Here is a 23,535-nt window from a genome sequence, read left to right as displayed (position 1 = left end):
CGTGCGGCCCTTCCCAGCTCCGCCGCCCGCGCGGGCGGCGGCACGGGCGCACGGCGTGCGGGCCTCGGCTCTGCCGGAACCGCCCGGTCCTCGCCCGGCGTGATACCGGACGCGCATCCACCCGGGAGGACACCACGATGGACGAGCGACCGCCGCTGCTGACGCTGCCCGAGGAACTGTCGCTGCTCTGCGTAGACCCGCGGACCGGGAGGCTCAAGCTTCCCCCTTACGTCCACCACGCACTCGCCGGAGCCGTGCTCGCCGAGCTCGAACTCCGCGGCGCCATCACGGTCTCCGACAACCGGATCACCACCGTTCAGCCGCTCACCCTGGGTGAACCGGTCGCCGACCGGCTCCTCGGCGCCCTCGTACGCGATGTGCAGCTCGGCCGCCCCGGTGCCAAGCAGACGCGGCTGCTGGGTCTCGACACGAACTACGCGGGCGTTTCCGGCCCGTCTCCGGAGCGTCCCTTCGCCCGCCGTGTCGCCCGCGCTCGCGTCAACATGCGAGCCGTCGTGGCCGCCGAGGCGCCTCCCCGTCAGCTCACGCAGTGGGTCCGGCTCTTCTCCCAAAACCTCGACACGCACTACCGAGAGTCCATGGAAACCCGCGGCCTGGTGACCGCGCACCGTCACCGTGTTCTGGGGCTTGTGCCCTGGACCACGTGGACCGCCGTGCCGGGTTCCTCCGCACTGGCCCATCCCCGCCCGTCCGGTCCCCGCGGTCTCCACCTCGACACGATCGCCGCCACCGTAGGTCTCGTGCGGTCGGCCGCCCAAACCGGTCCGATCGCTGCCGCCGTGTCCGCCGTCATCGAGAGTGACAAGCGCCGCCGCGACTGAAGTTCTCGGAGCCGGCGCGGACCTGGCAGGTCACGGCAGCGGGGCAGCGCTGCGAATCATCCACTGCCACGGGGCCGTTGAGTCCAGGCACGCATACGGTTTCGAAGATGAGGGGAATCTTCCAGGGCTGCAATCACCCTGATCCGTTGGCCAGGACCAGCAGATGCGTCCTGGCTGATGTGGATCTCTCGACCAGGAAGGATTTACCTCGTGGCTCAGGTGTTTCGTAAGCTGCTCGTACCTGCCCTTCTCGCACTGACGTCCTTCGTGCTGCCGTCGGCCGCCGTGGCGGCCGACGCGCCTGCCGACGCGGGCCCGGCCGTCGGCACCATGTGTCTGTCCAGTGATTACCCGAGAACCCGCATAGTCAATGTGGACTCGTGCAACTCGTCCAGTCCCAACCAGCGTTGGACCATCATCGGTGAATTGATCTCCGAGTCCGCGTACCCGGGTATGTGTCTGTCCAGTGACTACCCGAGAACCCGCATAGTCAATGTGGACTCGTGCAACTCGTCCAGTCCCAACCAGCGTTGGACCATCATCGGTGAGTCGATCTCCGAGTCCGCGTACCCCGGTATGTGCCTGGCCAGCGACTACCCGAGAACCCGCATAGTCAATGTGGAGTCGTGCAACCCGTCCGGGCCCCGCCAGCACTGGACCGTGCAGGGAGAGCAGATCAGTATGACCTTAGTGTGACCTTCTGATCCACTTCGGTGGCCTCTGGCCGGCGGCGCCGGGTGGACCGGCGAAGTGGTTGGGCCAGGTCGTGGGCGGGTTGGGCGATCAGGGTAGTGAACAGGCGCTGGATCTCGTTGCGGGTGAGCGGGACCGGTCCGTCGGGGCTGGTCGCGTCGTCGGACTGGGCCTGGTTGCGGCGTTCGAGGGCGGTGGTGACGGCGAGGAAGGCGTGGGCGAGCAGGGCCAGGGTGACCCACGCACCCGACGCCGAGGTTCGACCCGCGCGAACCGGCTCGCGATCCGACCCTTCAGGCCCTCGAACACTTCCTGCCAACCGGCGGGGTCTACGCTGTGACCTGCGGCCACCGCATGATCATCTGTCTTCACACGCCGATGACCAGCGGTGGCCGCACGCGTTCCCACGGCAGCCCCCACCAAAGATCAGGATCGTTGGCCAGGTAGTGGCGGCCGACCTGGCGACACAGATTAGAGTCCTTCAAACAGTCAAGGCGTCCGGAGACGGGGCTGCACTACTTCCGTGCTTCGGTCGCGAGCGTGCGGGGTTCGCCCGCAGTCCCGGGCCAGGAGGACATGTGCAACGCGGCGAAGTCTGGTGGGTCGAGTTCGACGAGCGGCGGCCGGTCGTACTCCTGTCGGGAGACGAGGCGCGCGGGTTCCGGGCGATGCAGGTCGTCGCTCCGGCTGACGTCGACATCAGCGGTCTGGGAGTCGAAGTGGCAGTAGGAGCTACGGAAGGACTGCCCTTCGAAGGCGTGCTGCGGTTCGGCTTCTCGTATCCGGGCTTCACCCCTTGCACCTGGCTGACCACACTGTCCCGGGACGACCTGATCGGGCAGGCGGGCGTCCTGTCCTCGGCGAAGCTCAGTGCGGTTGAGGATGCGCTCCGTCTCAGTGAACAGGAGAAGGAGTGGACCCCGGCTACGGCTGCGAAGCTCAGCGGCATCAGGGACGCTCTCCGTCTCGGCGAGCTCAAGTAGGCGGAGAAAGAACGGCCTCCCTGACAGTCCGGCCGATCTCGTCGAGATGATCAACGGTGGCCCCATCTACCCCTCCCGGGCGCCACCCGCAAGACCACGATCTACGGCCGGAGTACTAGGCTGACAGCATCGGGACCCAGTGAGCCATCACCCGGTGCAGACGCCGCCGGTGGTCCGCGATCCAGTCGTCCGGCAGGTCGACGGGGACGCGCACCGTGACCATGGACCTCGACTCGTCCTCCACGACCACCTCCGGGCAGTCACGCTCGCCGGTGAGCTGGACGGAGATGGACGGTCCCCTGCCCCACTCCATCCAGACGACGTCCTCGCCGGCGTCGAGCTTGTCGAGTGCGGCGGCCCAGCGTTCCAGCTTCGAAGTCGACAGCATCAGATTGGTGCGGCCCGACACGAAGGGTGTCCTGACGACGATCTCGGCGCCGAGTCCCGCGGCCCACCTCGGCTCACGCCCCAGAACGTTGACGGCGACGCTGTTCCCTTCGTCGTCGGCGAGAAGGATGAGGTCCCTCGGCGCGCTGCCGTCCACTGCTGCCCTCCGTCGATGAGCGAGTCGATGAGCGATGAGTACGGAGAGATCGTCGCCCTCCCATGGGACCACCCGCCATCCCTTTTCCGGTGCCGCGCGTACGGGGCCTCGGACACGACGAACGGAGCAACAGGGCGGGCGGGGGGCGAGTTGTGTAGGGCGAGCGGGGTCAGGCTCGGCAGAACGGCATGGTCCGCAGGTACGGGAACTCCTCAGCGACACAGCGTCGGTCCATCCCGTCGACGCTACTCTTGCGAAATGCGCCCCCTCCGGTTCTCCATCAACGTCACATTGGACGGATGCTGCGACCATCGCGCAATCGTCCCGGACGAAGCCCTGCATCGTCACCACGTCGGGAACCTCGACCAGGCCGACGCGCTTCTCTTCGGCCGCGTGACCTACGAAATGATGGAGGAGGCGTGGCGGCCGCCGGCGCCGTCGGGAGCGAGGCCTGAGTGGATGGAACCCTTCGCCCGGACGATCGACGCGGCGAAGAAGTACGTCGTGTCGAGCACCCTGGAGCGGGTCGACTGGAACGCGGAACTCGTGCGCGGGGATCTGGCCACGGCCGTTGAGCAGCTCAAGCAGGAGCCTGGTAAGGGACTGTTCGTAGGAGGAGTGAAGCTCGCGCTGGCGCTGACGGAACTGGGATTGATCGATGAGTACGAGTTTGTGGTGCAGCCCAAACTCGCGGGCCACGGGCCGACGTTGTTCGCGGGGCTGTCGAAGCATGTCGACTTGAAGCTCGTGAGCCAGGTGGAGTTCAGCTCGGGGGCGGTGGCGATGCGGTACGAGCCGAGAAGATAGCCATCGGCCTTCTCGGCCCCTGCACGACCCGCGTCATGGAGCCCCGGCCGCGGCCAGGAGCGAGTCTGATCGCCGAGCCGTCCTGCGCTGTCGCGACGGCGGTGTACCTGTGCCGGCCGGACCAGGTGATCAGGGCGGCGATGCCTCCGGCGAGCAGCCCCACGACGACGATCAGCGGGCTGCCCTTGAATCTGAGCGGAGCGCTGCTCGCAGGCCGCGGTTCGCATGCGCGGGGTCACGGGAGCAGAGGGCCCAGTCCGTTCTCCAGCAGCCCGAACGCGTGCTCTGCGTCACTCACCGCGCCCGTGTAGCGCTCGTCGGCCGGTTCCCCGTACGCCAGGCGTTCGGCGTTGTCCCGGGCCAGCGCCCACTGCACCGCGATGAGCTGGACGGCGGCCAGCCGCGCGGTGAGTTCCGGGGTGTCCGCCGTGTCGCGCAGTGCCTGCGCGAGTGTGCGTTCGGCGCCGATCTTGAACCGTTCCATCCGGGCCACCAGCGAGGGGGTGTCGAGGATCATCCGGTGGAGCGCGCGCACCTCGGGCCTGTCGTTGAGCCCCGTGATCGGGTCGCGCTCGCGCAATCCCTTGAGGAAGTGCTCGCGCAGTGCGGTCAGCGGGGTGCTGCCGACCGGGCGGGCCCGTACCACCCCGGCGGCTTCGGTCTCGTGGTCGGCGAGGCGGTGCACCACGAGGTCTTCCTTGGCCGGGAAGTAGGCGAAGAGCGTGCGTTTGGACACCTCGGCCGCCTCGGCCACCTGGGCCACCGAGACCTGGGTGAAGCCGTGTTCGAGGAAGAGCGTGATCGCCGCCTCGGAGATCGCCGCGTGAGTCCGCTGCTTCTTGCGCTCCCGCAGTCCTGGCTTGCCGTCCACGAGGACGACGGTAGCAGAGACCTGCCCCAGGTGGATTTCTGCACCTGGTATACATGTGCACCAAGGCGAGTGATCGGATGGAGTGAGAGTGAAAGCGCTGTCGGAGATCGAGACCGAGGTCGTCATCGTGGGCGCGGGCCCGACCGGGCTGATGCTCGCGTACGAACTGGCTCTGGCGGGGGTCGAGACCCTGGTGCTGGAGAAGCTGCCCCGGCGCGTCGAGCAGGTGAAGGGCGGCGCGATCCAGCCCCGTACCGCTGAACTGCTGGAGTCGCGCGGGCTGCTGGAGCCGTTGCTGCGGCGGGCCACGCCGAGTGATCCGGTCGGCGGGCACTTCGCGGCCCTGCCGGTGCCGCTGGACTGTGCCCCCTGGCGTACCAGACACCCTTTTCCGATCGGGATTCCTCAGTGGGTGATCGAGGAGGTGCTGGAGGAACGGGCGGTCGCCGCCGGCGCGCGGATCCTGCGGGGCGTCGCGGTCGCGGCGGTCGCTGCGGTCTCGGACATCGGGTCGGACGAGGGCGTGAGCGTCACGGCGGGCGATCTGCGTGTGCGGGCGCGCTATCTGGCGGCGTGCGACGGGGGGCACAGTACGGTTCGGAAACTGCTCGGGCTGCCGTTCCCCGGCAGGCCGGGGACCTATCTCGCGGTCCTGGCCGACATCCGGTTGTCCGCTGTCTCGTCGCTGGTGCCGCGACGGGTGGGACATATGAGTGATCTGACCCGTCAGGCGGACGGTTACTGGGCGATGCTGGTCCCCATCGGCGGTGACCGGTACCGGTTCACCTTCGGGCGCGCGGACCCGACGGACGTCACCGGCGACGCCGAGGTGACCAGCGACACCGATGTCACCAGCGACACCAGCGACATCAGCGACACCGGCGACACCGAAGTCGTCCGCGACACCGAAGTCACTCACGAGGAGATCGCCGCCGCCCTGCGGGCCGTCTACGGCGAGGAGACCACCCTCGGCGCGGTGGACAACTCCTCGCGGTTCACCGATGCCACCCGGCAGCTGGAGCACTACCGCGTCGGCCGCGTCGTGTTCGCCGGGGACGCCGCGCACATCCACCCGCCGCTCGGCGGCCAGGGTCTGAACCTCGGCATACAGGACGCGGTCAACCTCGGCTGGAAGCTGGCCGCGGCCGTCCAGGACCGGGCCCCGAGCGGCCTCCTGGACAGTTACCACGCCGAACGGCACCCGGTCGGGGCCCAGGTGCTGCACCACACGTCGGCACAGCGCGTCCTGGCGGCCCCGCGGCCGACCGAGGACGTGGCCGCGCTGCGCGACATCTTCATCGACCTTCTGCGGCTGCCGGACGCCAACCGTCATCTCGCGGGCCTGATGTCCGGCCTCTCGCTGCGCTACGAGCTGTCCGGCGGGCATCCGCTCACCGGACAGCGGCTGCCGGACGCCGATCTGGTCACCCGGACCGGGCCCACACGGCTGTCGGCGCTCTTCGGTTCCGGGCACGCCGTCCTGCTCGATCTGGCCGGAGTCGTCCCGGCCGACCTCCGGCTCCCGGCGCGGGTCGACCTCGTACGTGCCACAAGCGCCGACGATCTGGGCGCCGCCGCCCTGCTCCTCCGCCCCGACGGTTATCTCTGCTGGGCCGCGGACGACTCCGCCGCCTGCCGCACAACCCTGCTCCCCGCCATCGCCGCCGATCTGACAAGCGAGCAGCTCTAGACGCTAGACGGCAGTGTGCGTGTTTCGGTGTTCGTAGACGCGCAGATTCATGGTCGCGAGATCCATGAGCGGAGTGGAGACGGAGAGCGCGGCGGCCCTGCTGGTCAGATCACCGAAGACATGCTCGACCTCGGTCGAGCGGCCCGCCATCACATCCCGGTAGAAGGACGGCCCGAATGACGAATCCGGCTGGGTGAGCGTCTTCTGAAGGGTGGCGAACCGTTCGTCCGGGAGCGGGAATCCCGCGGCGGACGACACGGCGGCCGTCTCGGCGAGAACGGCCTTCGCGTACTCGGTGCCACCCGGTACGGAGACGATGTCACCGACCGTGCCGCGCATCAGGCAGGTGATCGCGCCCGCGGTGGCGATGAAGACCCACTTGTGCCACATCTGCGCCAGGATGTTCTCCGAGACCGTGACGTCGAAGCCCGCTCCGCCCAGCAGTTCAAGGGCTCGCCCGGCGCGCGGACTCGCGGCACCGCCGCGCTGATCGCCGAGCGTCAGCGTCGCACCGGGAGCCAGTACGACGATGTCCCCCCGCGCGTCCACGGACGTGGCCAGCAGCGCCACCCCGCCCAGCACCGCCGCCGTACCGAACCGGGCGCTGAGCGCATCGAGGTGCCCGATTCCGTTCAGGACGGGCAGGATCGCGGTGGAAGGACCGACGGCCGGCGCGATGTCCTCCATCGCCTGAGCCAGCGCTGTCGCCTTCACCGACATCAGGACCAGGTCGTAGGAACCGTCCGAGCCGTGGGAGTCGCGGAGTTCGGCCGCCGTGACCAGCCGCGCGTCGATACGGTCGTCCTCACCGGCGCCCGTGATCCGCAGCCCCCGCTCCCGGAGGACGGTCGCCCTCCCGGGGCGCACCAGAAAGGTGACATCCCTGTCCGCGCGCACCAGTCTGGCCCCGAAATAACCCCCCGTGGCCCCAGCGCCTACGACCAGAAGTCTCATCAGGATCTCCTACTGCGGTACGACTGCCGGTGGGGGCACAGCGGGTGGGGGCGGTACAGCACCCGGTGGTAGGGCCGCCTTACCCCATGGTCCGGCCGCTGCCATGGCCGTCGGTGCCGTGGCAGCGGCCGGTCTCCGTGGGGTTCGGGGTTCGGACTCCGTGAGGGGGCCGGACTTCCCGGGTCAGGTCGGGGTCAGGTCAGGTCAGGCCAGGCCAGGTCGGGGTCAGGTCAGGGTCGGGCCGGGGACAGGTCCGGGCTCAGGTCGGGTTCAGCTCGGCCTTGCAGTCACGGATCATGTCCAGGTGGCCCTCCACCACGGGACGAGCCGCCCGTGCCGCTGCTTTGACCTGCGAGTTGCTCCCTGTGTCGATCTCGTGGTCGATCAGCTTGAGCGTCGCCACGTGCCCCTTGTCCTCGGTGGTGAGCCAGGCGCTGTCGTACCCGCTCGTGCCGGCCTTCGCCTGCACGGCGGCCAGTGCCTGCTTCTGTTCCTCGGAGGGTGAGGCGGGCAGAGTGACGCCGAGTTTGCCCGCCAGCGCCTTGACGTCGGCGTCCAGCTTCTTGTGGTCGCGAACCAGCGTGGCGCCGACCGTCTTCACGCATGTCGCCTTGGCGTTCTTGCCCGCGTCCTCTCCCGCCTGGATCTCCGCCAGGTTCCCCTGATGAATCTCTTTCAGAAAAGGCGCGTCGTCGGCGGCCCTGGCCGCCGCGAACGCGGAAGGCGCGGATATGCCGGCCAGCGCTGCCAGCGCCGCGGCAGCGGCGATGCGTCGCACAGCAATCATCAGCGTTGCTCCCTTCGCCCGGCCCAGGACGCACACAGCTCGTGTCAGACCGGTCGATGAACGGGCACGCGTGTCGGTGTCCGATGGTCATGCTTTCCCTCACCACGCCGTGTGCTCACCACATCACCACATTCATCACACGAATGGCCGTCATGTCCGGTCGTGTGCCCATCGCCCGGACTTATCTTTTCACTCGTTTAGACCGTTTAGACCGTTTGAGTACCATTGGTTCGAAGTCTGAACCGCGAGGGATCCGCAGTGGACAGTTATGACTTCATCGTCGTGGGCGGAGGGACGGCCGGATGCGTACTGGCCGCCCGGCTGTCGGAGGACGCGGACTCGCGGGTGCTCCTGCTGGAGGCCGGCGCCCGTAGGCCGCCGGAGACCGCGCCGTCCGCCTGGCCGAGCCTCCAGGGGACACCGGCGGACTGGGCCGGCACGTCCGTCGTACAGCGCGCGACCGGGACGGCGATTCCCTGGCCGCGCGGGCGCGGGCTCGGTGGATCCTCCGCCATCAACGGCATGTGCTTCATCCGTGGTCACCGTTCGAGCTATGACGCGTGGGCCGCGGCCGGTGCCAAGGGCTGGGGCTTCGACGAGTTGCTCCCGTATCTGATGCGTGCCGAGGACAGCCAGGACATCGAGCGGCGCGATCCCGCTGTCCGGGGAGTGGGCGGACCGCTGACGGTGGCGCCGGCGGCCGTACGCCATCCCGTCGCGTACGCGGGTCTGGCGGCGGCGGCCGAGATCGGCTGTCCGACCGTGAACGACATCGGCGACGGACTGGAGGAGGGGTTCGGCTGGGCGGATCTGAATGTCGTCGACGGCCGGCGCCAGAGCTCCGCCGACGCCTATCTCACGCCGGTGCTGGGCCGCCCGAACCTCCATGTGGTGACCGACGCGTCGGCTCACCGTGTTCTGGTGCGGAACGGGCGGTGCGGGGGCGTGGAGTACAGCGTGGACGGCGAGATGTTCACGGCGGGATGCCGGGGAGAGGTCGTACTCGCCGCGGGTACGGTGGGCTCCGCGCAGCTGCTGATGCTGTCCGGCATCGGTCCGCGCGCACATCTGCGCCAGGTGGGGGTCGAGGTCGTCCTCGATCTTCCCGGGGTCGGGGCGAATCTCCAGGACCACCCCAGGTCCACCGTCGTCTACCGCCCGGCACGGCACATACCGCCCGGTGTCAACAATCACGCCGAGGTGATCGGCCTGATACGCGGCGACCCCGCCCGGGACAAGCCGGATCTCCAGTTCCAGGTCATGGAGATCCCGTACTACGCGCCCGCTCTGCCGCCCCGGCTGCCCGATCCCGGACAGGGCGTCTCCGTCGCCTTCTCGGCGGTGACGCCGCACAGCCGTGGCTCCGTCCGGCTGGCCGGCGCGGAGCCCGGGACACCGCCCCGCCTCGACCCGGACTACTACGCCGACCCGCGCGATCTGGCGGGAATGGCCGCCGGACTGCGCTTCGCCCGTGAGATCGGGCGCGCCCGCGCCCTTGATCCATGGCGCGACGAGGAGGTGCTGCCGGGCCCCGATGTGCGTGACGACGACAGCGACAGCGTGCGCGCCTATCTGTACCGGAGCCTGCGGACGTACTCGCACCAGGTGGGCACCTGCCGGATCGGCACGGACGGGATGGCCGTCGTCGACACCGAGCTGCGGGTGCACGGCATCGGCGGACTGCGGGTCGCCGATGCCTCCGTGATGCCCTCCATCGTCTCCGCCAATACGGTCGCCACCGTCTACGCGATCGCCGAACGGGCGGCGGATCTGCTGCGTCCCCGGCCCCGGACCCCGGCCGGACAGCCCGTACCCGCCGCACCCCCGCCGTCGTCGCCCGGTGTGTAGCCCCGCCGCCTTCCGTGGGAGCGAGCGGCGGCGGGGGTCCGTACATGGTTCGTTCCGGTCAGCCGTCCAGGGCCGCCGAGACGACGCCCTTGGCCTCCTCCTGCACCCGGCCGAGATGGTCGGCGCCGAGGAAGGACTCGGCGTAGATCTTGTAGACGTCCTCGGTGCCCGAGGGGCGGGCCGCGAACCACGCGTTCTCGGTGATCACCTTGATGCCGCCGATGGGCGCGCCGTTGCCGGGCGCCTCGGTGAGCACGGTGGTGACCGGTTCGCCCGCGAGGGTGTCCGCCGTGACCTGCTCGGGCGAGAGCCGGGCCAGTACGGACTTCTCCGCCGGGGTGGCGGGCGCGTCGATACGTGCGTACGCGGGCGCCCCGAAGCGGGTGGTGAGCGTGGCGTAGTGCTCGGAGGGCGTCCTGCCGGTGACCGCGAGGATCTCGGAGGCCAGCAGGGCCAGGATGATGCCGTCCTTGTCGGTGGTCCACACCGAACCGTCGCGCCGCAGGAAGGACGCCCCGGCCGACTCCTCCCCGCCGAAACCGAGCGACCCGTCGGCCAGCCCGGCCACGAACCACTTGAAGCCGACGGGTACTTCGACCAGCTCACGCCCGAGATCCGCGGCGACGCGGTCGATCATCCCGGACGACACCAGCGTCTTGCCGATGCCCGCCGTGGCGGGCCACCGGTCCCGGTGGGCGTAGAGATAGCCGATGGCGGCGGCGAGATAGTGGTTGGGGTTCATCAGCCCGGCGTCCGGGGTGACGATGCCGTGCCGGTCGGCGTCGGCGTCGTTGCCGGTGGCGATCCCGTACTCGTCGCGCCGGTCGATCAGCGAGGCCATCGCGTACGGCGACGAGCAGTCCATCCGGATCTTGCCGTCCCAGTCCAGCGTCATGAACCGCCAGGTGGGATCGGCCAGCGGATTGACCACCGTCAGATCGAGCCGGTGCTGCTCGGCGATACGGCCCCAGTACGCGACCGACGCGCCGCCCAGCGGATCCGCGCCGATCCGCACCCCGGCGGCGCGCACCGCGTCCAGGTCCAGCACGGCGGGCAGATCCGTCACATAGGTGCCGAGGAAGTCGTACCGTCCGGTGGACGGCGCGGCCAGGGCACGGACGTACGGGATCCGCCGTACGTCCTTCAGCCCGCCCGCGATGATCTCGTTGGCCCGGTCCTGGATCCAGCCGGTCGCCTCGGAGCCGGCCGGGCCGCCGCTCGGCGGGTTGTACTTGAAACCGCCGTCCGCGGGGGGATTGTGCGACGGCGTGACCACCACACCGTCCGCGAGCCCCGCGGTACGCCCCCGGTTGTGGGCCAGGACGGCGTGCGACACCGCCGGGGTGGGGGTGTAGCCGTCGGCGCTGTCGATGAGCACGGTCACGTCATTGGCGGCGAACACCTCGATGGCGCTCACCCGGGCCGGTTCGGACAGCGCGTGGGTGTCCGCGCCCAGGAAGAGCGGCCCGGTGATGCCCTGACCGGCCCGGTACTCACAGATCGCCTGGCTGGTCGCGACGATGTGGTCCTCGTTGAACGCGGTGGCGAGGGACGAGCCGCGGTGTCCGGAGGTCCCGAACGCGACGCGCTGGGCCGGCTCGCCCGGGTCCGGGTGCAGCGCGTAGTACGCGGTCACCAGCCGGGCGACATCGATGAGATCCTCCGGCCGGGCCGGCTGTCCCGCTCGTTCGTGCGGCATCTGCCCACTCCTCCAGGTCGGTTGCTGCGATCGGTTCGCGGTCCTATTTTCCCGGGCCGTCGTCGCGCGTGGCGGGTGCCCCGCCGCAGGGACGTTCCTGCCGGGCCGGTCGCGGGCCGGCCACGCGAAGGGCGGTGCCATCGAGCCGATGGCACCGCCCTCACCGTGTGTCATGGGTGTCCGCTTCAGCAGCTGAGATTGCCGCCCGTCTCCACCCCGAGGATCCGGGTGAAACTCGTGTAGCGGTCGATTCGGCTCTGTACCTGGGCGGGGTTCCCGCCGTTGCATTCGATACTGCCGTTGATGCTGCGAATGGTCTCGCCGAATCCCGCGCCGTTCACGATGGCATTGTGCGGAGTCATGGTTCCGGGACCGCTCTGGGTGTTCCAGTACCAGAGACCGGTCTTCCACGCCACGGCGGAGTCGTTCTGCACGAGATCGGGATTGTTGAGCAGATCGATGCCCAACGCGTCTCCCGCCGCCTTGTAGTTGAAATTCCAGCTCAGCTGGATGGGGCCGCGGCCGTAGTACTTGGCCGTGCCCGCCGGGCAGCCGTAGGGCTGCGACGTGTCGCAGTAGTGCGGATAGTTCGCCGTGTTCTGTTCCACCACATGGACCAGGCCGCCGGTCTCATGGCTGACATTCGCCAGGAAAGCCGCCGCCTCCTGCTTCTTCACGGTGTCGCTGCCCGTGCCCGCGAAGCCCGGATAGGCGCTCAGCGCGGCCGTCAGTCCGCCGTACGTGTAGAACGGATTCCGGTTCGGGAACATCTGGTTGAACTGGGCCTCGTTGACGACGAAATCGGCCGTCGGCGCTGTCCCGGCGACCGATGAGGGCGCCAGGGCGAGCAGGGAGAGAGCGGCGGCCGAGGCGGTCGCGGTGAGTGCTCCGAGCAGGCGTGTACGCATGGGATCTCCTTCCTCAGCCGCCGATGTTGACGTCGACGCAGGCGTAGAACGCGTTGGTGGTGTCGGAGATGTTCCACACCGCCAGTACCTTCTGCCGGCCCGTCAGGCCGCCGAAGTCCACCTGATGGCTGACCGTGGCACCGGGCTGCGCACCGTTGTCGTCGAACTCGGCGATCTGCCGGCCGCCGACGAAGTACTGCCAGGTGCTGGTGGCATGACGTGCGGTCAGCCGCCACTGGAATGTCGTGGAGCTGCCGACGGGTGTCACCGTCCAGCCCTTGGAGTCGTCGTCGAGGTCGGCGAACCGTGAGTTCCCGCCGCTGCAACTGGTGAGCCCCTTGGGGCCCTCCACGCTCTGCGGCTCGTAGGTGATGTCACCGCAGCCGACGGTTCCTGCCGCGCACTGGGCCTGCCTGCTGGGCGGCGAGGAGATATATCCATGGGCGCTCGCGGAACTCGCGGGAAGGCTTATGGCGAGAACCGGAGCGATGACCGCACCGAGCGCCGCCGCCATTTTCCTTTTCGTATGCATGAGTTCTCCTTCACATCAGGTCTTCCTGCGCGATATCCGCACCGTGGGGGATCCGGATACGGCAGGTCGGCCTCTCGAGTGTGGGGGCCAAGAGGCGCGAAGGGACGGTGGTGGATTCCCGGCCCGGGGCACCGCCGGAGGCGTTGCGTTCGGAAAGGTCTCGACCACTTGGACTAGACCATACCGGCGGACGTGTCCTCGTCAAGGGTGTTGCGCGAAAGACCAGTTGAGGCTTGTGTGATGTGACGGAAAGTCACAGAGGCCTGTGTGAAGGGTGCGTGGATGTGCGGGGAGGCGCGTGAAAGGCCGGGGCGCGCCGGATGAAGTCCTGAGCCCGTCTTTTCCCGATGAACCATATAAAATGCCGACATTTATCGGGCCAGGACGAGGCCGGCACCCTCGGGGGGACCGTATGACGTCGCGGAGCGAGCGGAGCGACAGCGAGCGGAGCGCCACGGACACGGAAGCACCGGGAAACCGTCCGGAGGCCGACGGGCTCCAGCGGCTGGGGGAGTGGTGCGCGCGGCGCTTCGCCGTCGTGCTCGTACTCTGGCTGGTCGCGCTCGGCGGGGTGCACGCGCTCCAGGGAGCCTTCGGCGGCACCTACTCCGACAACTTCTCGCTCCCCGGCACCCAGTCGGACGACGGCGCGCGGGTGCTCGCCCGGCACGCCCCCGGCACTGGCGGTATCGGCGGCCAGGTCGTCCTGCACGACACACGGAGGCCTCTCACCGCCGTACGGAGCCGGATCGACCGGACCGTCGCCTCGCTCCGGACACTTCCGCATGTCATCTCCGTGGTGAGCCCGCTGCCGGCGACACCCTCGGCACCGCCCACGGGCGCGCTGACCGCCGACGCGAGGACCGGATTCATCACCGTGGGGTTCGACGCCATTCCCACCTCGTTCGGCGCCGCCTATCTCCAGGAGGTCGACCGGGCGGTCGAGCCGCTGCGTGCCGCCGGGGTGCGCGTCGAATACGGCGGCCCGCTCGGGGAACTCGCCCGGCCCCTGCCGACGGATCTGCACAGTGAGGTCATCGGGTTCGCGGTGGCGGTCACCGTCCTGCTCCTCGGATTCGGCAGCGTCATCGCCGCGGGCGTCCCCCTGCTCACCGCGCTGATCGGCGTCGCCGTCGGGCTGGGCTGTCTGGGACTGATCGCCGCCGCGTCCACCTTCGCCAGTGTCTCGCCCACCCTGGCCACGATGACCGGACTGGGCGTCGGGATCGACTACGCGCTGTTCCTGATCACCCGTCACCGGCAACAGCTCATGGACGGCGCGGATCCGGCGACGGCGGCCGGCCTGGCGGTCGCCACCAGCGGCCGGGCCGTGGTGGTCTCGGGATGCACCGTCATCGTCGCCCTGGCGGGGCTGTATGTCTCGCAGGTCAGCTTTATCGGCAAGCTGGGTGTGGCCGCCGCCGTCACGGTCGTCACCGCAGTCCTCGGCGCGATCACCCTCGTACCCGCCCTGCTCGGACTCGCCGGCCGCCGTATCGACCGCTACCACGTCAGAAAGCCTGTCGCGGAGGGTCTTCCGGCCCCGCGTGCGGGCGGTGCGCGGCAGATGCGCGAGCGGCGGTCCGCCGAGGCGCGGGGCAGCTGGCACCGCTACGCCCAGCGGGTCGAGCGCCGTCCCTGGCGGTTCCTGCTGGCCGGGCTCGTCGCCGTGGGCGTACTCGCGATCCCCGTGCTCTCCATCCGCCTCGGCCATGTCGACGACGGCGCCGACCCCAGGAGTTTCACGGACCGGCGCGCGTACGACCTCGTCACCGAGGGCTTCGGGCCGGGCGCCAACGGTCCGTTCCTCCTTGTCGTCGACCAGAGCCGGGTGCCGCCCGCCGAGCGTCCCGCGCTGGCGGCCGGCCTCACGAGGGCGCTCACCGGCGTCCCGGGCGCGGCCGGTGTCAGCCCTCTCCGGCCCACCGGAGACGGTCAGGTGCTGACCGCCACGGCGGTCTCCGCGACCTCGCCGCAGTCCGCGGGGACCTCCGCGCTCTTCACCCGGCTGAAGGACGACGTCCTGCCCCGGGGTGTCTCCGGCACCGCCGCCCGGACCTATGTCACGGGCGCGACCGCCGCCGCGGAGGACTTCCTCGACATCATCAGGGCGCGGCTCCCGCTGATCATCGGAGTGGTGGTCGCCCTGGCGTTCCTCATCATCCTGACCGTGTTCCGCGGGTTCCTGGTGGCGCTCAAGGCCGCCGTGCTCAATCTCCTGTCGATCGCCGCGTCGTACGGAGTGGTGGTCGCCGTCTTCCAATGGGGGTGGGGAGGGCCCTCGCTGGGGGTCTCGGGGACGGTGCCGATCGAGAGCTATGTGCCGATGATGATGTTCGCCATCGTCTTCGGACTGAGCATGGACTACGAGGTCTTCCTGCTCGCCCGGGTCCATGAGGCCTGGCTGCTCACCGGTGACAGCAGAGCGGCGGTCGCCCATGGTCTGGAGATCACGGCGCGGGTGATCACCTGCGCCGCGCTGATCATGGCCAGCGTCTTCGCCGCCTTCGTCCTCAGCGACAACATCGTGGTCAAGATGCTGGGCCTCGGACTGGCCGTCAGTGTGCTCATCGACGCCACGATCGTCCGGCTGCTGCTGGTCCCGGCGATGATGACACTGCTCGGCGCACGCGCCTGGTGGCTGCCCCGCCGGCTGGACCGGATCCTGCCCCGTATCGGTACGCCACATGTGGGCGGGAGCCATGCGGGCACGCCCCGCGCGGATACGGAGGACCGGCACGACCGCGCCGTGGCCGGGGGCCGCCACCGGTCCCGGAACCGGTACCGGGATGGCGGGAACCAGTCATGACACCTGTGCGTCCCGGCAGTTGGCGTGATCACTTCCGGTCGGATCGCGTCGCTCGGATCACGTGTACGGCCTGGGTTCGACCACTCCCATGCCGTCGAGACCCACTTCCTTCTGGAACGAGCCGAAAGAGAAACATGCGATACCGCACCAGAGTGACGGCCCCGGCGGCCGCGCTCCTCGGCACAGCAGCAGCTCTCACCCTCTCCCCGGCCGCGCAGGCGCAGAGCGCCGACGGCCGCGGCGCACGGGGTGCCGGAAACGGGGGGACCCCGGGCGGTGACAGTCTGGACGACCCCGTCTACCCCGTACTCGGCAACACCGGATACCGCGTCTCCGCCTATCTGCTGGACTTCACCTACCGCGCCGACACCAAGCTCGTCGACGCGAGCGTGACCGTCACCGCGCGCGCCACCCAGGACCTCTCCCGCTTCTCTCTCGACGCGGTCGGTTTTGTGGTCCACCGGGTGTGGGTGGGCGGCCGGGAGGCGGCTTTCGAGCAGCTGGCCGAGAAGCTGGTGGTGACCCCGAGGTCCTGGGTGGCGAACCACGACAAGTTCACCGTACGGGTCGACTACACCGCCGACCCGCGCAAGATCCAGGCGCCCTACAACGGCTGGGTGCCCACCCCCGACGGCTTCGCCGTGGCGGGACAGCCGGATCTGGCGCGCACGGTCTTCCCGTGCAACGACCATCCCAGCGACAAGGCCGACTTCACCTTCCGTATCACCGCGCCCGACGCACTGACGGCCGTCGCTACCGGTTCGCTGGTCTCCACCAGGAAGGCCCACGGCACCACCACCGTCACCTACCACTCACGTGACCCGCTCGCCACCGAGCTGGTGCAGATCACCGTGGGCGACTACCAGGTGGTCGAACGGCAGGGCCCGAGCGGGCTGCGGCTGCGCGATGTCGTACCGACCGCACGCGCGGCGGCACTTGAGCCCGCGCTCGCCCTGACACCCCAGCAGGTCACCTGGCTGGAGGCGCGGCTGGGCAGCTTCCCGTTCGAGGCGTACGGCATCCTGCCCGCCAACACCGACGATCCCGCCGCCTTCGACTTCACCGGTCTGGAGACCCAGACCCTCACGATCTACAAGCCGAACTTCCTTCTCCAGACGGAGAATCTGATCGGCTCGCACATGATGCACGAGCTGGTCCACAACTGGTTCGGCAATCTCGTCTCACCCGCCACCTGGGCCGACCTCTGGCTCAACGAAGGGCACGCGGACTACTACGGGCTGCTGTACCGCTACGAGCGCGGCTGGCCCGACTCGATCGGCCTGACCAGCATGGAAGCCCGGATGAAGGACATCTACTCCCGGGGCGACCAGTGGCGCCAGGACGCCGGTCCCGTCGCGTCGCCGACGGCGGCCAACCTCTTCCACAGCCAGCGCTACACGGGCGGCGTGCTGGTCCTGTACGCGCTGTGGACACTGGTCGGCGAGGAGGTCTTCCGCAATATCGAGCACACCTTCCTCGACCGGTACCGCAACTCCAGCGCCTCCACCGAGCAGTACATCGCCGTGGCGTCCGAGGTGTCGGGGCAGGATCTGACCGGTTTCCTCACCGAGTGGCTGTACGGGACGAAGACCCCGAGGATGCCCGGCCACCCGGACTGGACGGTCACCCCGGTGAGCGGTGCCACCGCGCGCCGTCAGCCGCTGCCCGTCTCCCCGAAGGACCTGGGGAGCGCGACGCTCGGTTAGCGAAAACCAGGGCCGCGCTTCTCCCGGGCGGCCCCTGGACGCCGTGCCGTTCGCGGTACCGGTACCCGTACCCGCTGGTGCCACGTATCCACGGGTACCGCGTGTCTACTGGTACCGCGAACGCACGCCGATGTGATGGTGGCCGGCCGCGACCGATTCGAGGACCGGCCGCCAGTCCTCCATGATTCCCGCGTCCAGTCCGACGGCCCTGCCCTCGTCGTCGGCCCTGCGCAGCCGTACCGCGTCCTCGGCCAACGGGTCCTGGACGAAGGCCTCGACCTCCGCCCGGGTCATCGCCCCGCCCTGGAGCCGCAGTGTCCGCGCGCCCTGCTCCGAGAGCGTGTGCCACGGTTCCATCGCGGCCAGATAGCGCTTGGCGGGCACATGGAGCCGTACGAGCCGCGCCACCCGGTCGCCGAGCAGCGGGCGTACGGCGTCGGCGGCCCGGTCCCCGTGCCCCGCGTCGTCCCCGGGCAGCAGCAGATGGCCCAGGTCGTGGACCAGACCGGCGATCTGGAGCTCCTTGTCGGCGGGGTGCCGACGGCGCAGCAGGGCGGCCGTCTGGAGGGCGTGGTCATGGAGATCGACGGGGCCGCCGCTGCGGTCGGGGGTGTCCCAGACGCCCCGGCACGCGTGCAGGAGATCCATCAGCTCATCGACCGAGTTCGCAGCCATGCCGGCCCTTTCTCGTCCTGAAATGTCTGCCGTCGCCCTGCCGAGGAGATCATGGAGGGATGAACGGGCCGGCGGACGGAGCGTTGAACACGTGGCGAACAAAAGCCGTCCGCCCGAGGCTCACCCGGGCGCGCGGAACTCCGCAAAGACGAGGACATTTGTTCTCGTTTTCCCTGTCCGCGGAGGTCGTGGTACGGCACGCTGAGAGCATGAACGCTGCCAGACATGCCGGCGAACGGCTGATGACATGGCCGGGTCTCAGCGGAGGCCGGGCCTATTGCGGCACAGATCCGTGTGTACGCACGGATACACAGGAAATAGTTCATTTCCACGGTGAGAACGAAGCAGATGTTCATCTCACCAACGCCATGATCGCCAAGCTTCGTCCGGCGCTCAAGAGGTCCACCGCGCTTCGGTTGCGGGCCGGCTGCGGCTGGGTCACCGTACGGCTCGACACCGGGGCGGACATCGATCTCCTGGCCACTCTGGTCAGCGCCGCGCTCCAGGCCGTCGCCGGGCTGCCCGGGGACGACGGCACGGGTGTGGTGAGCGATCCCTGCACCCGGCAGCGCGCCTACGCCCACACCCGCTGATGTCCCGTCCGGGCGATGGCGCCGTCCGTGCGGCACTGCGGATGCGGGATCGCCGGACAGCGGTGATGGTGGACATGAACCGTTCTGAGCGAGGAGCCGAACATGTCGATGCTCGACAAGCTGAAGGGCCTCATCAAGGGGCATGAGGGCACGGTCCGCCAGGGGGTGGAGAAGGCGGGCGACGCGTTCGACAGAAAGACGGGGAACAAATACAAAGGGCAGGTCGACACCGCCCAGAAGAAGATCAACGAGCAGCTCGGCACCAACGAGCCGCCGCGCCGGCCCCACGACGACCGGCCGCCGACCACCTGATATCCGACGGGCATCATCCGCCGTGAAGGCGCCTTGCCGTGCGAGGAGTTGCACGGAGAGGCGCCTCATGTGCGGAGAGACGCCTCATATATGGCGGGCGCTCCGCCTCCCGGTGCTTTCACGCTTCCTTCCCGGTGCTCTCGCTCCGTTTCCCGGTCCTTTCGAGAGCGGCCCGTACCATCGCCGCCGCGAAGACGGCGGGATCGGTGTGATCGGCCAGCCGCGCCAACGCCTTGGGCTCATCGGGCAGTCCACGCCGCCGCGCGCCCTGGAGGGTCTTCTGGTCCAGATACGGGGCGACCTCCGGCCAGACCCCCTGGACCTCGCGGAGAAAGATGTCCGCCCCCACGGGACCGAGCCCGGGAACCTCCCGCAGAAGCGACCGCAGTGCGCCGGTGTCCGCGCCCGCCGCGTCGCGCAGCCCGCGCAGATCGCCGTGGTACTTGTCGAGCAGCAGCTCGGCGCCCACCCCGAGCTGGGTCGCGGTGCGCTCGTCGTAGCGGCGGTAGCCGCCCCGGCCCAGCGCGTCCACCCGCTCCTGCCAGGTGGCGTCCGCCATCCGGCGCGCGTCGCGGAAACCGGCCTCCGAGAGAGCGCGGGAACTCGCGACCGCGGTGTCGCTGCGGATGCGCGCGCTCAGCAGACAGGCCAGGACGAGCAGTTGGTAGAGCGGCTGGGGGGTGTTCCGCAGATGGATGCCCGCTTGATCGGCGTACGTACGGCCATGGGTGGCGAGCAGCTTCCGTACGGTCTCGCGATCGCTGGTCTCCGGCACAGCGCACCTCCTCCGTCCGGCTGACATCGCCGTATCGGCTCCGGCTCTTCCATTGTGACGCGGTCCGACGGCGGCCGCACATGTGCGCGTACCGAACCGGAAGCGCTTTCTGTCCGTGTCTATTTATGACATGAGCACGACTGTTTCTACGGAGGGTTCAACCCGCAATGAACAGAACGGTGTTACCCCTGCGCGCCTCCCGCGCGATCGCCGTCGTCGCCCTCGCTCTCGCCACCGTCCTCGGCGCCCCCGCTGTGTCCTTCGGCTCCTCGGGGCTCCCGGACCGTCCCGCCGCCACCACCCCCGTGGTCACCTGGGGCGCCAGCGCCGACCGGCTGGACGCCGCCGTCCCCGACCAGACGCACCGGATCGTCGTGCGTACCAGCGCGGGCGGCAGCGGTCTGCGCGTCCGGCTCTCCAACGCCTTCGGCGAGCAGCCGGTGACCTTCGGCCGCGCCTACGCCGGGGTACGGGGATCCGGCGCCGCCGTGGCCGCCGGCACCAACCGCGCGCTGTCCTTCGGCGGCGCCGCCTCCGTCACCGTCGCGCCGGGCGGCTCCGTCTACAGCGATCCGCTGCCGGGCACCGTGGCTCCGCAGTCCGATCTCGCCGTCAGCGTGTACGTGCGGAACGCGGCCGGTACGGCCACCGGCCACCGGATGGGGCTGCAGACCTCCTACATCGCACCCGCCGGGGATCACGCGGCCGAGGAGTCCGCCGCCGCCTTCACCCAGCAGACGGGTTTCCGCTTCTATGTGGACGCGGTGGTGGTCGACGCCCCGAGCGGCACGGGAGCCGTCGTGGCACTCGGGGACTCGATCACCGACGGCGCCATCTCGACCGCGAACGCCAATCGCCGCTGGCCCGACTTCCTCGCGGGACGGCTGCGGAACGATCCCAGGAGCACGCTCAAGGGCGTCGCCAACGAGGGGATCTCCGGCAACAAGGTCCTCTCGGACGGCGCCGGGGTGAGCGCGCTGAAGCGGCTGGACCGTGATGTGCTGTCACAGCGCGGGCTGCGTACGGTGATCCTGCTCGAAGGCGTCAACGACATCAAGGCCACGCCCGCGCCCACGGCCGCCCAGCTGATCGACGCATACCGCCGGATCATCGAGCGCAGCCATGCCGCCGGGGTCTGTGTGGCCGGAGCCACCGTCATGCCGTACGAGGGCTGGTACGAGTGGAACGCGGGCGGTGAGGCCATACGCCAGGAGGTCAACGCCTTCATCCGGGGCAGCGGCGCCTTCGACGCGGTCGTGGACTTCGACGCGGCGGTCAAGGACCCCGCGGCCCCGGCGAAGATCCTGCCCGCGTACGACAGCGGGGACCATCTGCACCCGAACGACGCGGGGATGAAGGTCATGGCCGACGCCATCGATCTGCGCAGCCTGCGCTGCGCCAGGTAACACCCTTGCCGCGCCGGGGGGTTGACGCTCCCACTCGCCCCCTGGCGCCGCACCTGCGGGGACGAGGTGCGACGGGGCTGGGAGACCGAGGGGGCTGGGGGACCGGGGGCTGGGGGACGGGAGGGACGAGGCGGCCGGGCCGAGGGGCGCGCTCACCCGAGCAGCCGCAGCGAGGTGGCGGATCTGCCCACCCGGACCGTCTGTCCCCAGGTCAGCTCCAGGGCGTCGCTCTCCATACCGTCCCCGAAGGCGACCAGCCGGTCGGACTCGACGGTGATCCGGAGCCGTTCCGTGGCGGTCAGCACCCCTTCCACCAGCGAGGTGCCGGTGACCGGGGAGGGCCAGGCCTCCCGTACGTACCAGATCAGCCGGGGTTCGGCGGGCCCCGGGAGCGGGGGCCCGCCGCCGCGCTCGCGCCGCAGCGAGCTCAGCCAGCCGGTGGCGCCCGTGCCGGTGCCGACCAGTACCCCGGACGACGCCTGGGACTCGGCCGGGCCGTTCTCCTCGTCGGGACCGAGCTGGTAGCGGGCCGTCCTGTGGTCCGGCCGGCCGAGGTAGATCTCGTTGAGCGCGAGGAGCCGCTGCGCGTCGTCGGTGACGGCCTCCGCCATGGTCAGCTCGTCGACGGAGCCCCCGCCGGCGGTGGCCGCCCGCAGCAGCGCGGGCGCGTCGGCGGCCCGATGGCGCACCAGCACACCGGGATTGCGTCCCGGGTCCGTGTCGATCCCCACCACCGGCTGGCCCGACAGATACTTGGCGGCGTTGGCGACCAGACCGTCCTGCCCCACCACGACCACCACATCCTCGGGCGCGAAGAGAAACCGGTCCAGATCCGCGCGCTCCACCCGGGCCTGCCGCCAGCGCGGCGGTACCGCCGCCGCCACCTCGGCCAGCGCCCGGCGCGCCCGGTGGTGCCGCTCCGCGACCTCCACGACGGACCGGCCGCGCGAGGAGAGGAAGAAGGCGGCCTGGCCATGGGTGCCGTGCCGGGCGAGCAGCTCCTCGTACTCACTGGTGCGGTGGACCAGCACCGCGCGGGGCGCGAGACTCACGCCGCGTCCCCGCTCGGCCGGCCCAGCCTGGCCAGCAGACCGGTGAGCACATCGGGGGAGAGGGTGACGCTCTCGACGCGCGGCAGATTCTCCGCGAGCCGCGTGGCGGCCAGGGCGTGCAGGGTGGCGGCGTCCACCTCGGCGTGCACCCGCAGCCAGGCGGACTGGGCGGCGGCCCGTGCCTCGCCGGTCTCCCGCCCGGCCTCGGCCTTCGCCCTGGCCAGCCGTACGGTGCGCAGCGCCTCCGCCTCCGCCCGTACCGCGTCGGCGGCGGCGCTCTCCTCGGCCTCACGACGGGCGTTGGTGCCGTGCTGCTCGACCAACCGCTCCTCCCTGCGGGCCAGTTCGATCCTGCTCGCGAGTTCGTTCTCGGCGATGGTCCGCTCGCGTTCGACGGCCACGGCTCTGCGCTCGTAGGTGGCCCGGTCCGCCTCCTGCTGGATCTGCTCCCTGGCGGGGGTGCGCAACGCGCGCTCCACCTCGGGCTCGGGGCGGACGGCGACGACCCGTACCGCCACCACCTCGATACCGGTGGCGGGCAGCCGCGGTTCCGCGCCGAGCCCCTCGGAGATCCGCTCGCGCACCGCCGCGACCCCGTCCGCCAGGGCCACCGAGAGCGGCGTACGGGCCAGCACGTCGAGTGCGTGCTGCTGGGCGGTCTCGGTGAGCAGGGTGGCGATCTGCTCCAGCGGCGCGCCCCGCCAGATCCCGCTGTCCGGGTCGATGGAGAAGTCGATACGGGCGGCGGCGACGGCCGGATCGCTGATCCGGTAGGTCACGGTGGACTGCACGGTGACGTCCTGGAAGTCGGCCGTACGCGCGTGGAAGGCCATCGCCAGCTCGCGGTCGTCGACGGGGACTTCGGAGAGCGCGGCGGTCAGCGCCCGGAACCAGAAACTCAGTCCGGGCCCGTCGTGCACGAGCCGGCCGCGCCGGTGGTGGCGGACATGGGCGGTGGGCGCGGAGCGGAGATGGCGCCGGCCGAGACGGCGGGTGATGTCGGCCATGGAAGGGTCCCCCTCTTTCTCTTTGCCTCTTCCCTTTTCGTC

Annotated in this window: 22 protein-coding genes; 11 read left to right on the top strand and 11 right to left on the bottom strand. The window is 70.0% G+C overall.

Annotated elements, in window-relative coordinates:
- The first annotated feature begins 137 nt into the window (after window positions 1–137).
- The 3 genes from OG214_RS04095 (at window position 138) to OG214_RS04085 (ending at window position 2,518) form a co-directional block, all read left to right on the top strand.
- A complete protein-coding gene (locus OG214_RS04095) occupies window positions 138–842 on the top strand; it encodes a GPP34 family phosphoprotein (protein WP_405983796.1) in 705 nt (234 codons plus the stop codon).
- A 210-nt stretch (window positions 843–1,052) separates the two neighbouring features.
- Complete coding sequence (locus OG214_RS04090) at window positions 1,053–1,538, top strand: ricin-type beta-trefoil lectin domain protein (protein ID WP_405983795.1); 486 nt, start codon at window positions 1,053–1,055, stop codon at window positions 1,536–1,538.
- Window positions 1,539–2,113: 575 nt separating this feature from the next.
- Window positions 2,114–2,518 carry a type II toxin-antitoxin system PemK/MazF family toxin gene (locus tag OG214_RS04085; RefSeq protein WP_405983794.1) on the top strand — a complete coding sequence of 135 codons (405 nt, stop codon included), beginning with the start codon at window positions 2,114–2,116 and terminating at the stop codon, window positions 2,516–2,518.
- Window positions 2,519–2,633: 115 nt separating this feature from the next.
- On the opposite strand, the gene OG214_RS04080 is transcribed toward OG214_RS04085, so the two are convergent.
- Window positions 2,634–3,062 carry a DUF5959 family protein gene (locus tag OG214_RS04080; RefSeq protein ID WP_405983793.1) on the bottom strand — a complete coding sequence of 143 codons (429 nt, stop codon included), beginning with the start codon at window positions 3,060–3,062 and terminating at the stop codon, window positions 2,634–2,636.
- A gap of 258 nt (window positions 3,063–3,320) precedes the next feature.
- On the opposite strand from OG214_RS04080, the gene OG214_RS04075 reads away from it, so the two are divergent.
- Window positions 3,321–3,869, top strand: coding sequence for a dihydrofolate reductase family protein (locus OG214_RS04075; RefSeq protein ID WP_405983792.1), 549 nt, complete (start codon window positions 3,321–3,323; stop codon window positions 3,867–3,869).
- Window positions 3,870–4,104: 235 nt separating this feature from the next.
- Here OG214_RS04075 and OG214_RS04070 read toward each other — a convergent pair whose 3' ends face one another.
- Window positions 4,105–4,740, bottom strand: coding sequence for a TetR/AcrR family transcriptional regulator (locus tag OG214_RS04070; protein WP_405983791.1), 636 nt, complete (start codon window positions 4,738–4,740; stop codon window positions 4,105–4,107).
- A 151-nt stretch (window positions 4,741–4,891) separates the two neighbouring features.
- Here OG214_RS04070 and OG214_RS04065 point away from each other — a divergent pair, with 151 nt between their 5' ends.
- Entirely contained in the window at window positions 4,892–6,430 is a 1,539-nt protein-coding gene (locus OG214_RS04065; RefSeq protein WP_405987422.1) for an FAD-dependent monooxygenase, read from the top strand.
- A 3-nt stretch (window positions 6,431–6,433) separates the two neighbouring features.
- Here OG214_RS04065 and OG214_RS04060 read toward each other — a convergent pair whose 3' ends face one another.
- Both OG214_RS04060 and OG214_RS04055 read right to left on the bottom strand, forming a co-directional pair.
- Entirely contained in the window at window positions 6,434–7,384 is a 951-nt protein-coding gene (locus tag OG214_RS04060; RefSeq protein ID WP_405983790.1) for a ketopantoate reductase family protein, read from the bottom strand.
- 259 nt (window positions 7,385–7,643) lie between these two features.
- Complete coding sequence (locus tag OG214_RS04055) at window positions 7,644–8,171, bottom strand: DUF4142 domain-containing protein (protein ID WP_365905265.1); 528 nt, start codon at window positions 8,169–8,171, stop codon at window positions 7,644–7,646.
- 258 nt (window positions 8,172–8,429) lie between these two features.
- Between OG214_RS04055 and OG214_RS04050 the strand changes: the two genes are divergently transcribed.
- Entirely contained in the window at window positions 8,430–10,019 is a 1,590-nt protein-coding gene (locus OG214_RS04050; protein WP_405983789.1) for a GMC family oxidoreductase, read from the top strand.
- Window positions 10,020–10,077: 58 nt separating this feature from the next.
- Here the strand turns inward: OG214_RS04050 and pgm are convergent, their stop codons facing one another.
- The 3 genes from pgm to OG214_RS04035 form a co-directional block, all read right to left on the bottom strand.
- A complete protein-coding gene (pgm, locus tag OG214_RS04045; protein WP_405983788.1) occupies window positions 10,078–11,718 on the bottom strand; it encodes a phosphoglucomutase (alpha-D-glucose-1,6-bisphosphate-dependent) in 1,641 nt (546 codons plus the stop codon).
- 185 nt (window positions 11,719–11,903) lie between these two features.
- Window positions 11,904–12,626 carry a chitinase gene (locus OG214_RS04040; RefSeq protein WP_405983787.1) on the bottom strand — a complete coding sequence of 241 codons (723 nt, stop codon included), beginning with the start codon at window positions 12,624–12,626 and terminating at the stop codon, window positions 11,904–11,906.
- A gap of 13 nt (window positions 12,627–12,639) precedes the next feature.
- Entirely contained in the window at window positions 12,640–13,158 is a 519-nt protein-coding gene (locus tag OG214_RS04035) for a lytic polysaccharide monooxygenase auxiliary activity family 9 protein (RefSeq protein WP_405983786.1), read from the bottom strand.
- Between the two features lie 412 nt (window positions 13,159–13,570).
- Here OG214_RS04035 and OG214_RS04030 point away from each other — a divergent pair, with 412 nt between their 5' ends.
- On the top strand, window positions 13,571–15,967 hold the full coding sequence (locus OG214_RS04030; protein ID WP_405983785.1) for an MMPL family transporter: 2,397 nt from the start codon (window positions 13,571–13,573) through the stop codon (window positions 15,965–15,967).
- Window positions 15,968–16,101: 134 nt separating this feature from the next.
- The gene (locus tag OG214_RS04025) at window positions 16,102–17,673 is read left to right on the top strand and encodes a M1 family metallopeptidase (RefSeq protein ID WP_405983784.1); all 1,572 of its coding nucleotides are present in this window, start codon (window positions 16,102–16,104) and stop codon (window positions 17,671–17,673) included.
- 105 nt (window positions 17,674–17,778) lie between these two features.
- Here the strand turns inward: OG214_RS04025 and OG214_RS04020 are convergent, their stop codons facing one another.
- The gene (locus OG214_RS04020; RefSeq protein WP_363085375.1) at window positions 17,779–18,348 is read right to left on the bottom strand and encodes an inositol oxygenase family protein; all 570 of its coding nucleotides are present in this window, start codon (window positions 18,346–18,348) and stop codon (window positions 17,779–17,781) included.
- 59 nt (window positions 18,349–18,407) lie between these two features.
- Here OG214_RS04020 and OG214_RS04015 point away from each other — a divergent pair, with 59 nt between their 5' ends.
- Window positions 18,408–18,941, top strand: coding sequence for a luciferase family protein (locus OG214_RS04015; RefSeq protein WP_405983783.1), 534 nt, complete (start codon window positions 18,408–18,410; stop codon window positions 18,939–18,941).
- Between the two features lie 102 nt (window positions 18,942–19,043).
- On the top strand, window positions 19,044–19,253 hold the full coding sequence (locus tag OG214_RS04010; protein WP_363085377.1) for an antitoxin: 210 nt from the start codon (window positions 19,044–19,046) through the stop codon (window positions 19,251–19,253).
- Window positions 19,254–19,371: 118 nt separating this feature from the next.
- Here OG214_RS04010 and OG214_RS04005 read toward each other — a convergent pair whose 3' ends face one another.
- Window positions 19,372–20,055: an endonuclease gene (locus OG214_RS04005; RefSeq protein ID WP_405983782.1), complete on the bottom strand. Its 684-nt coding sequence runs from the start codon at window positions 20,053–20,055 to the stop codon at window positions 19,372–19,374.
- Window positions 20,056–20,195: 140 nt separating this feature from the next.
- On the opposite strand from OG214_RS04005, the gene OG214_RS04000 reads away from it, so the two are divergent.
- On the top strand, window positions 20,196–21,434 hold the full coding sequence (locus OG214_RS04000; protein WP_405983781.1) for an SGNH/GDSL hydrolase family protein: 1,239 nt from the start codon (window positions 20,196–20,198) through the stop codon (window positions 21,432–21,434).
- A gap of 152 nt (window positions 21,435–21,586) precedes the next feature.
- Here OG214_RS04000 and OG214_RS03995 read toward each other — a convergent pair whose 3' ends face one another.
- Window positions 21,587–22,486 carry a hypothetical protein gene (locus OG214_RS03995; RefSeq protein WP_383032770.1) on the bottom strand — a complete coding sequence of 300 codons (900 nt, stop codon included), beginning with the start codon at window positions 22,484–22,486 and terminating at the stop codon, window positions 21,587–21,589.
- A complete protein-coding gene (locus OG214_RS03990; protein ID WP_405983780.1) occupies window positions 22,483–23,493 on the bottom strand; it encodes an SPFH domain-containing protein in 1,011 nt (336 codons plus the stop codon). Before OG214_RS03990 ends, OG214_RS03995 begins: the two co-directional genes overlap by 4 nt.
- Window positions 23,494–23,535 lie beyond the last annotated feature (42 nt).

Origin of the sequence: Streptomyces sp. NBC_00872 (assembly GCF_045161915.1) — a bacterium.
In the GTDB taxonomy this organism is placed as follows: Bacteria; Actinomycetota; Actinomycetes; order Streptomycetales; family Streptomycetaceae; genus Streptomyces.
This window is presented reverse-complemented; position numbering and strand designations above follow the sequence as displayed.

Coding starts and splice junctions, on each gene's coding strand:
- OG214_RS04095 (WP_405983796.1), top strand. CDS start 138: ATGGACGAGCGACCGCCGCTGCTGACGCTGCCCGAGGAACTGTCGCTG.
- OG214_RS04075 (WP_405983792.1), top strand. CDS start 3,321: ATGCGCCCCCTCCGGTTCTCCATCAACGTCACATTGGACGGATGCTGC.
- OG214_RS04065 (WP_405987422.1), top strand. CDS start 4,892: ATGCTCGCGTACGAACTGGCTCTGGCGGGGGTCGAGACCCTGGTGCTG.
- OG214_RS04060 (WP_405983790.1), bottom strand. CDS start 7,384: ATGAGACTTCTGGTCGTAGGCGCTGGGGCCACGGGGGGTTATTTCGGG.
- OG214_RS04055 (WP_365905265.1), bottom strand. CDS start 8,171: ATGATTGCTGTGCGACGCATCGCCGCTGCCGCGGCGCTGGCAGCGCTG.
- pgm (WP_405983788.1), bottom strand. CDS start 11,718: ATGCCGCACGAACGAGCGGGACAGCCGGCCCGGCCGGAGGATCTCATC.
- OG214_RS04040 (WP_405983787.1), bottom strand. CDS start 12,626: ATGCGTACACGCCTGCTCGGAGCACTCACCGCGACCGCCTCGGCCGCC.
- OG214_RS04035 (WP_405983786.1), bottom strand. CDS start 13,158: ATGCATACGAAAAGGAAAATGGCGGCGGCGCTCGGTGCGGTCATCGCT.
- OG214_RS04030 (WP_405983785.1), top strand. CDS start 13,571: ATGACGTCGCGGAGCGAGCGGAGCGACAGCGAGCGGAGCGCCACGGAC.
- OG214_RS04025 (WP_405983784.1), top strand. CDS start 16,102: ATGCGATACCGCACCAGAGTGACGGCCCCGGCGGCCGCGCTCCTCGGC.
- OG214_RS04020 (WP_363085375.1), bottom strand. CDS start 18,348: ATGGCTGCGAACTCGGTCGATGAGCTGATGGATCTCCTGCACGCGTGC.
- OG214_RS04015 (WP_405983783.1), top strand. CDS start 18,408: ATGAACGGGCCGGCGGACGGAGCGTTGAACACGTGGCGAACAAAAGCC.
- OG214_RS04010 (WP_363085377.1), top strand. CDS start 19,044: ATGTCGATGCTCGACAAGCTGAAGGGCCTCATCAAGGGGCATGAGGGC.
- OG214_RS04005 (WP_405983782.1), bottom strand. CDS start 20,055: ATGTCAGCCGGACGGAGGAGGTGCGCTGTGCCGGAGACCAGCGATCGC.
- OG214_RS04000 (WP_405983781.1), top strand. CDS start 20,196: ATGAACAGAACGGTGTTACCCCTGCGCGCCTCCCGCGCGATCGCCGTC.
- OG214_RS03990 (WP_405983780.1), bottom strand. CDS start 23,493: ATGGCCGACATCACCCGCCGTCTCGGCCGGCGCCATCTCCGCTCCGCG.